Origin of the sequence: Achromobacter sp. RTa (genome assembly GCF_000757485.1) — a bacterium.
In the GTDB taxonomy this organism is placed as follows: domain Bacteria; phylum Pseudomonadota; class Gammaproteobacteria; order Burkholderiales; family Burkholderiaceae_B; genus Achromobacter.
Genome location: NZ_JPYO01000038.1, coordinates 15,772 through 27,248, shown reverse-complemented (window position 1 = coordinate 27,248; position 11,477 = coordinate 15,772). Strand labels below are relative to the sequence as shown.

At 64.9% G+C, this 11,477-nt stretch carries 11 protein-coding genes; all 11 read right to left on the bottom strand.

Annotation, left to right across the window (positions count from 1 at the left end):
* Positions 1-912: Tar ligand binding domain-containing protein (locus tag JL37_RS30510; RefSeq protein ID WP_156124319.1), on the bottom strand; the 912-nt coding region annotated here is incomplete at its 3' end.
* A 138-nt stretch (positions 913-1,050) separates the two neighbouring features.
* Positions 1,051-2,298, bottom strand: coding sequence for a flagellar hook-associated protein FlgL (gene flgL, locus JL37_RS15365; RefSeq protein WP_043545128.1), 1,248 nt, complete (start codon positions 2,296-2,298; stop codon positions 1,051-1,053).
* Positions 2,299-2,345: 47 nt separating this feature from the next.
* Positions 2,346-4,013, bottom strand: a complete 1,668-nt coding sequence (flgK, locus tag JL37_RS15360) for a flagellar hook-associated protein FlgK (protein WP_043545126.1) — start codon at positions 4,011-4,013, stop codon at positions 2,346-2,348.
* A 73-nt stretch (positions 4,014-4,086) separates the two neighbouring features.
* Positions 4,087-5,064, bottom strand: coding sequence for a flagellar assembly peptidoglycan hydrolase FlgJ (gene flgJ, locus JL37_RS15355; RefSeq protein ID WP_043545137.1), 978 nt, complete (start codon positions 5,062-5,064; stop codon positions 4,087-4,089).
* Positions 5,065-5,069: 5 nt separating this feature from the next.
* Positions 5,070-6,197 (bottom strand): flagellar basal body P-ring protein FlgI, encoded by a 1,128-nt coding sequence (locus tag JL37_RS15350; protein ID WP_043545125.1) that lies wholly within the window; start codon positions 6,195-6,197, stop codon positions 5,070-5,072.
* Positions 6,198-6,338: 141 nt separating this feature from the next.
* On the bottom strand, positions 6,339-7,028 hold the full coding sequence (locus JL37_RS15345) for a flagellar basal body L-ring protein FlgH (protein ID WP_043545124.1): 690 nt from the start codon (positions 7,026-7,028) through the stop codon (positions 6,339-6,341).
* Positions 7,028-7,813, bottom strand: coding sequence for a flagellar basal-body rod protein FlgG (gene flgG / locus JL37_RS15340; protein ID WP_043545123.1), 786 nt, complete (start codon positions 7,811-7,813; stop codon positions 7,028-7,030). Before flgG ends, JL37_RS15345 begins: the two co-directional genes overlap by 1 nt.
* A gap of 64 nt (positions 7,814-7,877) precedes the next feature.
* A complete protein-coding gene (locus JL37_RS15335; protein WP_043545121.1) occupies positions 7,878-8,642 on the bottom strand; it encodes a flagellar basal body rod protein FlgF in 765 nt (254 codons plus the stop codon).
* 176 nt (positions 8,643-8,818) lie between these two features.
* Entirely contained in the window at positions 8,819-10,258 is a 1,440-nt protein-coding gene (locus JL37_RS15330) for a flagellar hook-basal body complex protein (protein ID WP_043545119.1), read from the bottom strand.
* Between the two features lie 72 nt (positions 10,259-10,330).
* Positions 10,331-11,029: a FlgD immunoglobulin-like domain containing protein gene (locus JL37_RS15325; protein WP_043545118.1), complete on the bottom strand. Its 699-nt coding sequence runs from the start codon at positions 11,027-11,029 to the stop codon at positions 10,331-10,333.
* 19 nt (positions 11,030-11,048) lie between these two features.
* Positions 11,049-11,468, bottom strand: a complete 420-nt coding sequence (flgC, locus tag JL37_RS15320; protein WP_043545117.1) for a flagellar basal body rod protein FlgC — start codon at positions 11,466-11,468, stop codon at positions 11,049-11,051.
* Between the last annotated feature and the right edge of the window lie 9 nt (positions 11,469-11,477).

Here is an 11,477-nt window from a genome sequence, read left to right as displayed (position 1 = left end):
CGCCGCGGTCTCTTCCAGCGAGGCCGCCTGCTGTTCCGTGCGGCTGGACAGATCGGCGTTGCCCGCGGAGATTTCGCGCGAGCCCACATTGATCTCTTCCACGCCGCGGCGCACCGATGCCACCGTACGGGTCAGGCTCTCCTGCATGCGCTTGATCGCCGCGAACAGGTGGCCGATTTCGTTGGTGCTGCGCACTTCGATGCGGCCGGTGAAGTCGCCCGCGGAGATTTTCTCGAAATGGTTGCCGGCCTCCCGCAACGGACGCAGCACGGTGCGGCTGATGAACAGCCAGCACCCCAGCGCCAGCGCCAGGGAGATCGCCAGCATGACGATGGTGACCGTGCGCGACACACCATGGGCGACGCCGGCCTGGACGACCAGCTCATCGGTGCTCGAATCCACGAAGTCCAGCACGCCGCCCACCGCCTCGCGCAGCGCGGTGTTCGCCGCGCTGCCGGCGTCGTTCAGGTCCAGATACTCTTGTATCGCCATGGACGACAAGGCCTGCGCCTGGCGCTTGAACAATCCGTCGAACTCCTTGTAGGCGCTTTCCAGCTTGCCATTGACCGCCTCGGAACCCGGCAGGCGCGGAGCCTTGCGGTAGGCGTCCAGCGCCTTGGCGCCTTCCTGCATCAGCCCTTCGGCGCGGCGGGCCTGGCTGGTCGCCTGCTCGGTCTTGCCTTGCTGCATGTCCATCAGGGAGGTCGCCAGCAGCAGGCGGCCGCGCAGGAACAGGCTGTAGGCCCGGTTCAACTGCGTCGCCTGCGTCGAGTAGGCGCTATTGACCTGCTCCAGCTTCTGATTGCTGGAGTTCAGCCCCATCCACGCCACGCCATTGGATACGAACATGGCGATGGTGAAGAGCATTAGCACCAGGATCAGGCAGGTGCGCACTTTCAAATTGACAAGCATGAAATATCCGAGCGTTGAGCGACGTGAACCGATTTTTCCTACCGTGCACGCAACCACGGACGCCCCGGCCCAGGGCCGGCAGCGTCCGCAAGTGCGCTAATTGCCGCGCCCGCAGGCGCGGCCTGGAACTGCACCGCCTTATTTGCGGCTAAACAGACTCGAACCCTGAATGGTCATGAACGCGGCTGATGCCGCCTGCAGCGCAACCTGGCGCAATGCAAGCTGGCTCGCGCCTTGGTAATAGTCCAACTCCTCCAGGTCCGACAACGATTTGGCGTACGACAGCCCCTTCTGCGTTCCGGTGGCGTCCAGTGCTTCCAGCTCGTTCATCCGAGCGCCCACCGAGGCATTCACCGTCAACACGTTGTCGTAGGTATTCGCCAGCTTCTTGTTGGCGGTCGCCAATGCGTTGTTGAGACGCGCCGTGGCGACCGGATCGCCGGCGCTGGGCGCATCCAGGGCTGCAATCAAGGTGTCCAAAGTGGCGAACACGTCCATGTCCGCCGACTGGATGCTCTCGACATTGATCACGTCGCCCGCCTCAGGAGCGCCCTTGATCGCCACGGAGACTCCGCCGAAATCGATCGTTGCGCCCTCGACATAAGGCGTCGGGGGCTGCGTAGCGTCCGGAACGGTGACGGGGTTGTTGCCGTCGGCATCGGTGGTGGTGACGCGGTACCCCATCCCGCCGGAAACGGGGTCGGCTACGAACTCCACCGCGAAATTCTTGCCCAGATTCGGGCTGCCCGGGGTCACCGAGGCGGCGCCGAACTCCGCCGTGCCGGCGTTGGAGCCGGGAGCCGAAGATACGTAGGCCTGCGACCCGGGGTTGGCGCGGCCGAAGATGTCCTTGCCCAGATCGCTGGTGGAAAGCTGCCGGCTCTGATCGACCTGGACAGTCCGCTCACCCACCGACCCGCTATAGACGATCTTGCCCGACGCGTCCTTGGAATACGGCATTACGTTGCCGTCATTTCCCGAGAACAGATACTGGCCATTTCCGTCCGTTGCATTCGCCAGACCAAGCAATGCCTCGCGCGTGCTTTTGAGGGCCGTGGACAGCGCCTGCCGGTCGGTGTCGGACAGTATGCCGCCCGCCTGGACAATGCGGGTGCGCGCCTCTTGCAACGCGGTCGTCACCGCATCCAGGGTATTGCTTTCCTGGCCTAGATTGGTATTGGCCGTGTGGCGGTTCATTGCATACGCCGAATTCATACTCTGCGTCTGTGCAACTCCAATAGCCATTGCCGCCGCCAGTGGATCATCAGCAGGCGACAGGTTCTTGCGTCCGCTGCCGATCTGCTCGACCAGGCGATTCATGTCGGATTCCTGAGCGAGAACGCCGCTCAGGCCGTTCGTGTACATCATCGTGGTGCTCAGGCGCATGGTGCAACTCCGGAAATCTCTTTAGTCATCACAATTCAACGGTCCAATCAGCCGCGCAGGCCCAGCAGCGTGTCGAAAATGGTGCTGGCCACATCGATAATGCGGGCGCTGGCCTGGTACTGCTCTTGATACAGCGAAAGACTGACGTATTCTTCGTTCAGGTTGACGCCCGACACCGACTGCTGGGCAGCCGCGGTCTGCTTGATCAGGTTCACCTGGGCCGTGGCCGCCGCCTTGACCTGCGCGGTCTGCACGCCCACGGTGTTCACGACCTGCGCAAACATATCGGTCGTGCTCATGGTGCCGTGGCCCAGCACCTTGGCGTTTTCCAGCTGCGCGAGCTTCAGCGCGTTCTTGCCGTTGGCGTCTCCGCCCTCGGCGTCGGCGGCGGCGATCTTGTCCGGATCGCTGATCAGCACATCGATGTCGCGCGCGGCATTGCGCGTGGGCGACAGCGACCACTTGTCGCCCGCCTGGGGCGGCGCGTCGATCGTCAGCGTCACGCCCATCTCGCTGCTCAGGTCCAGCGTGGCCGGCGTGCCGGTGGCGGGGCCGTTATAGACCCGCGCGCCTTCAGGCAGGCGCACGACCTGGTAATTCGTGCCGTCGAACGAAATCTCGTAGTCCTTGGCGTTGATGTTCGCCAGGTCGGTGAACTCGCCGGAGATCTGCGCGTTGCTCTTGTTCTGCGTATTGGGCACGCCTTCGGGCGAACCGATGCTGAAGAAATCGGTGCCCGGGTTGCCGTTCTGGTCCAGGCCCTTGTTGTGCTGTTCGTTGAACGACAGCGCCAGCCCGACCGCCATCTGGCCCAGCTGGTTCTGCATCACGTCCAGCGACGAGGAGCGGAACTGCAAGAGGCCGCCCAGCTTGCCGCCGGTGATTTCGCTGTCGTTGAGCTCGACGGCCACCGTCTTGCCCGAACCGGCCGGAAGCGTATAGGCCAGCACCGTGCGGCCAGCGTCCTTGGTCGAGGGCACCGCCTGCAGCGGATAGATGGTTTCGCCGGACAGCAACGCCTGGCCGCCGCCAGCCAGGGAAATATTGATCTTGTCGCCCTGCTCGTAGGTGGTGATGCCGACCAGCTGGTTCAGCTCCATCACGGCCTGGTCGCGCTGGTCGAGCAGGTCGTTCGGAGGGCTGCCGCCCGCCTTGCCGGTGGCCAGCGAGATCTGCTTGTTCAGGTCGTCGATACGGGCCAGGTAGCTGTTGACCTGCTCCACCGTCGTCGTGATCTGCGTGTTCAAGCCTTCGCGCTGGTTCTGCATTTCGGTGTAGGCCGAACGGATTTGCGTGGTGAGGCTGTTGGCCTTGCCCAGCAGGTCGGCGCGCGCGGCCGGATCCGCGGGCTTGCTGGCCACGGTATTCATGCTGGTGAAGAAGTTGTTCAGGCCGGGCGCGATGCCCACCGTGCGGTCCGCGAACAGGTTGTTGACCTGGGAAACCTGGTCCAGCTGGGCCTGAAGCTGGGCGCCGCTGCCTTGCGCGCCGACGAGCTGCTTGTACAGGAAGCTGTCGTAGCTGCGCACGACGGTGTCCACCTGCACGCCGCGGCCGATGTAGCCGTTGCTGGTGGCCTGGGCGCCGGCGGTGGAAACCATGACGCGCTGGCGGTTGTAACCGACCGTCGTCGCGTTGTTGATGTTATGACTGGTGGTTGCCAGGCCTGCCTGAGCCGCGTTCAGCCCGCCCAATGCCGTTTTGTACAAATTCATGCTGACAATGCCCCGTATTTAACCGCAACCGATATGACTGGATACTCCATTAACGGCAGGAGATGGCCCGAATTTAGAGTCCTTCCAACATCCGGCGAGAAATTTCCACCTTGGAAGCCGCGCCCCGCAACTGGCTCATGACGCCGATCAGCTTCTGGGCGTACTGCGGATCTGTCGCGTAGCCCGCATCCTGGATGCGGCGGGCCGCTTCGACCTCGTTGCGGGCCTGAGTCACGCTTTCGTAGCGCGGACTGTTGCCGATCAGGCGCGCGTAATCCGCGAACGATTCCTCGTAGGACGCGTAGGCGCGGAATGGCTGCGTCACCTTTTTTGCCACGCCGTCTTCGTATTCGGTCGTGAGCACATTGACGACCTTGCCCTTCCAGCTGGAGCCTGCCTTGATGCCGAACAGGTTGTAGCTGGTGCTGCCGTCCGCGTACTTGATCTCGCGCTTGCCCCAGCCGGACTCCAGCGCCGCCTGGCCCATGATCAGGCGGGCGGGCACCCCGCTCTCCTGCGCCGCCAGATTGGCCGCGCGCGACATCTTCGACACAAAGTCGACGACGTGCCCGGGCGCCCCCTCCGCCGCAGCCAGGGCGCGATCGCTGGCGCGGTTGTTGCGCATCACGTTCAACAGCGCCGACACCTCGCGCGAGCCGCCAGTGCGGAAATCCAGGTCCCCGCCCTGCCCGATGCGCTTGATGGCGTCCGCCGGCACATCGCCCGGCTTGCCTTCCTGCATCTGGGCGAGGATGGCCTGGGACAGCCCGATGCCGGGAGTGGCCAGGTGCAGCGCCAGTTGCTCGTCGGCCATCGACTGCAGCATCTGCGTCTGCTGCGAATCGAACAGGCCCTCCTTGGGCGTGGCCTCGCGCATGCGCTTGAGCATCATCTGCAGGAACAGGGCCTCGAACTGCTTGGCGACCTGCTTCTGCTGCTCCGTGCCCGCCGGGTCCTTCTTGACGTCGCGCTTCAGGTCCGACAGACGCCCCATGTCGAAGACCGAATCCTGCCGCTGGGCGCCGCGCGCCGCATCATTGCCGTATGCCATCGCCATCAGATGATTTCCAGTTCCGCGCGCAGGGCGCCCGCGGACTTCATGGCCTGCAGGATGGACAGCAGGTCCTGCGGCGTGGCGCCCAGGGCGTTCAGGCCCTTGACCACGTCAGCCAGGTTGGCGCTGGTGCTCACGCGCTGCAAGGCGCCGTTTTCCTGGCGCACTTCGATCTGGGTGTTCGGCACCACCACCGTCTGGCCTTCGGTGAACGGCGTGTCGGGCTGGGAAACCTGGTTCTGGCGGTTGATGATCACCGACAGGTTGCCATGCGCCACGGCCGCCTCTTCGATCATGACCGTGCGGTTCATGACGACCGAGCCGGTGCGGGCATTGATGATCACCTTGGCCACCGTGGGCGCGCGCGCGACCTGCAGATCTTCCACCAACGACAGGAAACGCGCCTGCGACGCCTGCTCCATGGGCGTGCGCACCTGCACGACACGGCCGTCCAGGGCCGTGGCCGTGCCCTGGCCGAACTTCTTGTTCAACGCCGCCGCCACGTTTTGCGCGGTGCCGAAATCCGTATTGTTCAGCTCCACGTGGATGTAGCCGTCGCGCGAGAACGTGGTGGGCACGGAACGCTCGACGATGGCGCCCGCGCTGATGCGGCCGCCGTTCAATTGGTTGATCTGCACGCTGGAGCCGCCCGCGGAAGCCCCCGCGCCGCCCACCAGGATATTGCCCTGGGCGATGGCGTAGACCTGGCTGTCGGCGCCCTTGAGCGGCGTCATCAGCAAAGTGCCGCCGCGCAGGCTCTTGGCATTGCCCATCGAAGACACCACCACGTCCAGCGTCTGGCCGGGCCGGGCAAACGCCGGCAGGGTCGCGGTGACCATGACGGCCGCCACGTTCTTCAGCTGCATATTGCTGCCCGCGGGCACCGTGATGCCCAGTTGCGACAGCATGTTGGTCAGGCTTTGCTGAGTAAACGGCGTCTGGCGCACCTGGTCGCCGCTGCCGTCCAGGCCCACGACCAGGCCGTAGCCGATCAGTTGGTTGCCTCGCACGCCCTGGATCGAGGCCAGGTCCTTGAGCCGTTCGGCCTGCGCCGCGCCGGCGCCCGCCAGCAGGCTGGCGGCTATGCAGACCCGCGCCAGCGCGCGAAAGAGGAAGACAGCATGTTTCATATCAATTGTCCAAGGCGCCCATGCAAAAAGCGTGCGCTGCATCATCGGAATGCCACGGAGCCGGCTCCGCCGGTCCGTAGGCATGCCCCCTCCTGAAGGGGGAGGCGCACAGCGCCTCGGGGATGGACCTATCCTTCATATTCAGAATGGCGACGCCATCAGGAAGAAGCGCTGCAGCCAGCCCATGGTCTGGACTTCGTCCATGACGCCCTTGCTGCGGTACTCGATGCGGGCGTCGGCCACCTGCGTGGACGACACGGTGTTCGTGCCGGTAATGGAGCGCGGGTCCACGACGCCGGAGAAGCGCACGTACTCGCTGCCGCGGTTGATGGCGATCTGCTTTTCGCCCGCCACCTGCAGGTTGCCGTTGGACATGACGCCCACCACCGTCGTGGTGATCGTGCCGGTGAAGGCGTTGTTGGCGGTGCTGTCGCCCTTGCCCTGCGACACGTTGCCGCCCTTGGCGTCCGTGTTCAGGTTGGCGTTGGCCCAACTGTCCATGAAGGACGGCGCGGCGGCGATGCCCAGGGAGGCGCTTCCGCTGCGGTTGGTGTTCGTGGCGACGTTCTTGGAGGCGTTCGTCTTCTCGTTGAGCACGATGGTGACGATGTCTCCCACATTGCGCGGGCGGCGATCCTCGAACAGCGGATAGTTGCCGTAGGTCGTGGGCTGGTAGATGGAGCCCGTGGGCTGTGCCGAAGGCATGGGCGGCGCCGGCGGCGCGGCCGTCGTCGGCCCGGTCACGATGGGTTCGGGCGGAATCATGGCGCAGCCGGCCATCAGCATGGCCAGGGCCGCACTCGTTACCAGGCGCAGGACAGACATGGACATCACAGTTGGGTCAGGCGGGCCAGCATTTCGTCCGAGGTCTTGACGGCCTTGCTGTTCATTTCGTAGGCGCGCTGGGTCGTGATCATGTTGACCAGCTCCTCGGCGACGTTCACGTTGGAGGTTTCGACGTAGTTCTGCATGATGGACCCCGCGCCGTCCACGCCCGGCTGCAGCAGGTTGGCGGGGCCCGACGCGTCGGTTTCCAGGTACAGGTTCTCGCCGATGCTCTGCAGGCCGGTCGGATTGATGAAGGTGGCGATCTGCAACTGCCCGATCTGCACGTTGACGCCGGCGGCGCCGGGCTGGGTCACCGAGACCATGCCGTCATTGCCGATGGTGATCGACAAGGCGTTGTCGGGCACGTTGATCGGCGGCTGGATCACGTAGCCGCTGACCGTGGTCAGCTGGCCGTTCTGGTCGCGCTGCAGCGAACCGTCGCGGGTATAGGCCTGGGTGCCGTCGGGCAATTCGATCTGCAGGAACCCCCGGCCGTTGATGGCGATATCCATCTCGCTGCCGGTGTTGTTCAGGTTGCCCGCGGTGTGGATGCGCTCGGTCGCGGCCACGCGCGCGCCGGTGCCCAGTTGCAGGCCGGACGGCAACTGGGTCGCGTCCCCGACCTGGGCGCCGGGCTGGCGCAGCGTCTGGTACATCAGGTCCTGGAACACGGCCCGTCCGCGCTTGAATCCGTTGGTGGAGACGTTGGCCAGGTTGTTGGAAATCACGTCCATGGAGGTCTGCTGACCTTCCAGGCCCGTCTTGGCGATCCACAGCGAACGCATCATGATGAATACTCCTGGTGCCGCGGCCCGGCCGCGCGCGAAAAAAGGTTTTAAATCAGCTGCCGAATCAAGCGCTTATCGACAGGATGCCGTTGGCGCGCTCGGCGTTGCGGTCCGACTGTTGGATCACCTGCATCTGCTGCTCGAAACGGCGGGCGTTCGCGATCATGCCGACCATCGCCGCCATCGGATTCGTGTTGCTGCCTTCCAGCACGCCCGCCAGCAGGCGCAGGCTGGGATCGGCGGGCATCGGAGGCGCGGGCTGGCCGTTCACCGGCGCGCGGCGGAACACGCCGTCGTCGCCATGCACCAGCTGCTCCTTCGGCGGGTCGACCAGCTTGAGCCGGCCCAGGTTCAGGATATTGTTGGGGGCATCGCCCGCGCCGATGGCCGTGATGGTGCCGTCCGAGGTGATCGTCAGCGCCGCCTGGTCGGGCACATCGATGACGCCGCCCTGGTCCGACAGCACGGGCTGGCCCAGCGACGTCTGCAACAAGCCGTTGACGCCGACCTGGAGGCTGCCCGCGCGAGTGTAGGCCTCGCCCTGCGCCGTCTGCACCGCCAGCCAGCCCCGCTCGCTGGACAGCGCAACATCCAGGTCGCGGCCCGTGGTCTGCATCGTGCCCATCTGGAAGCTGTTGCCCGGCGTGGACGCGACCGTCGACACGCGCGTGGGCAAGCTCACCCCGTCCGTCACCGGGACCGAACGGTACAGCGCGATCTGCTCGCGAAAGCCCGGCGTGTTCACGTTGGCCATGTTGTTGCTCAACGCGGCCTGGTGCTCCGTGATACGCGCCGCGCCGTTCATCGCGGTGTAAATAATCCGATCCATTTCCTATTCCATCGCCATCGTCATCGAATATGCGCCTGAAGCGCCGCCCTTCCCCTGCAACCGCCCTCCCCGAGCCAGGCGCCGCGGATCCGGCTCCGCCGGTCCGCCACGCGCGCCCCCCCCCTTGAGGGGGGCCCGCCGAGGGGGAAGCGCCTACGGCGCTTCGGGGGGGACCTCTACTTCAGGTTCATCAGGACCTGCATGATCTCGTCCTGGGTCTTGATGGTCTGCGAGTTGGCCTGGTAGGTGCGCTGGGCGATGATCATGTTGACCAGCTCCTTGCTCATGTCCACGTTGGAGGATTCCGTCGCCTGGCCCACCACCCGGGACAGACCGTTGGTACCGGGCTGGCCGAGGATGGGCTGGCCCGAGGCCGAGGTTTCGGTCCAGGCGTTGTTGCCCACCGGCTGCAGGCCCTGCAGGTTGGAGAAGTCCGCCAGCACGATCGTGCCCACCACCTGGGTTTCACCATTGGTGTAGCTGGCTACCAGGCTGCCGTCGCCGCCAATGTTGATGCCGCTGAATTCGCCGGAGGTGTAGCCGTCGGGCTTGGCCACCAGCTTGTAGTTGGTGCCGTACTGCGTGGTGCCGGTGTAGTCCAGGGCGATGTTCAGCGGATCGGCCGGCGTCGTCGTGCCGCCGGGCTGCGCAACGCTCAGGTTGACAATCGGAGCGCTGGTCAGGGCGCCCGCATTGTTGAAGTTCAGCTTGGTGGGGTTGCCCCAGACGCCGCCCGCCTCGGAGGTGGGCGCCATGGCCTTGCCGTCCATGGTGTAGTAGACGTCGTATTCGCTGCCGGCCCCGCTTGCGGGACGCTTGACGAAGTACTGCATCACCTGGTGCGAATTGCCCAGGGAGTCGTACACGGTCATGGGCGACGCGTTGGTGTAGCTGCTCGATATGGAAGGATCGAAGGGCCTACCCAATTCAGTCACGGGCGCCTGATAACCCGCCAGACCGGTGAGATCGTCCGACGTCCTCCCCCCGGTGATCGTGATGGCGCCATATGTGCCGTCAATAGGTTGAGGATCTTCGAACACCGCCTCACCCGTCGCGGGGTCCATACGGAAGGAATAGCTGACGGCAGGAGTGCCAAGTTCGACCGTGCCGGGCTCAACCTGCGTATCCGTCAAATAGACAACCTTGGCGTTCGCGTCCAGGTTGGCCACCGTCGTGGCCGTGGAGGTCGCCTTCGGCGCCACGTTGGCCATGGGAAGCTGCAACTCCGACGGGTTGGCGCCGATGGCGCCGGCCGGGTAGCCGGTCAATCGGTAGCCCTGGGCGTTCACGATGAAGTTGTTCTTGTCGACGAGGAATTCGCCGTTGCGGGTGTACATGACCGAGCCGCTCTGGTCGGTGACGCGGAACATGCCCTTGGCGCCGTCGATCGCGATGTCGTATTCACCGCCACCGCCATTCACCGTGCCCACGGTGAAGCGCTGGCTGATGGCCGCAACCTTCACGCCCAGACCGACGCGCGAGCTCGCGTAGACGTCCGCGAACGAGGCGGTCGACGACTTGAAGCCGACCGTGCCCGAGTTGGCGATGTTGTTGCCGATGACGTCCAGGTTCTGCGCCGCGGCGTTCAAGCCGCTCAATCCTTGTCCGAAGCCCATGTTTTCTCTCGCTAATCCTTAAACTGAGTGAAGCCGCCGCACGTGCGCCGGCACCGATTCGTCGCGCCCGCTTCAGGCGCCGATCACCTTGCGCACGTCCAGCATGCTGGTCTGGCCGTCCAGGCCCAGGTCCAGGCGCAGGCCATTGGTGGAATACGCCACGCTCTTGACCAGACCGTAGCTCAGCACTTCCGAGTTCACCTTCTTGCCATCGGCGTCCGTGGCCAGGACGGACACGGTGTAGGCGCCCGGCTCCAGCGGCACGCCGCTGTCGTTCTTGCCATCCCAGCTCAGCGTGTAGACGCCGGTCGACTGTTCGCCCATTTCGATGGTGCGCACCACCGCGCCATTCGCGTCGGCGATCCGGACCTGGACCTTGGCGGCGTCCGCCTGCAGGTCCAGGCCGTAAGGCGTGACCACGCGCTCGGCCGCATTCTCGCCGTCCACGCCGACCTTGATCTTGGAGCCGGGGATCAGGACGCCCTTGCCGATCATCGCCACCGCGTTCATCGACTGCGACACGTCGATCTGGCCGCTGATGGCCAGCATCGTGTTCTTCAGGTTGTTGATGCCTTCCACGGTGGAGATCTGCGCAAGCTGCGAAGTCAGCTCGGCGTTCTGCATCGGGTTCAGCGGATCCTGGTTCTGCAGCTGGGTCACCAGCAGCGTCAGGAACTGGTCCTGCAGGCCTTGCGCCGTGTTGCTGGAATAGGCGCCGGTCTGTGCAAGTCCCAGGCCGGTCTGGCTCGTGGTTTGGTCGACAGTGGTCATGAATTTACTTGTTCAAGAGTTAGGACTGGCCGATGGTCAACGTCTTCTGCATCAGCGCCTTGGCGGTGTTGAGCACTTCCACGTTCGCCTGGTAGGAGCGCGAGGCCGCGATCATGTTGACCGTTTCCGCCACCGGATCCACGTTCGGCATGCTGACGTAGCCCTGGGCGTCGGCCAGGGGATGCTGCGGGTCGTATACCTGCTTGAGCGGAGACTGGTCCTGGACCACGCCCGCCACTCGCACGCCGCCGATCTCCTGCCCCAGCGCCTGGCCGGCCGGCGGGTTGACCTGGAATACGACCTGCCGGGCGCGATAAGGCTGGCCGTCCGGGCCGACCACGCTATCGGCGTTGGCCATGTTGCTGGCCGCGACGTTCATGCGCTGCGATTGCGCGCTCAGCGCCGAACCCGCGATATCAAAAATGCTCAACAAGGACATTGCCTGGCG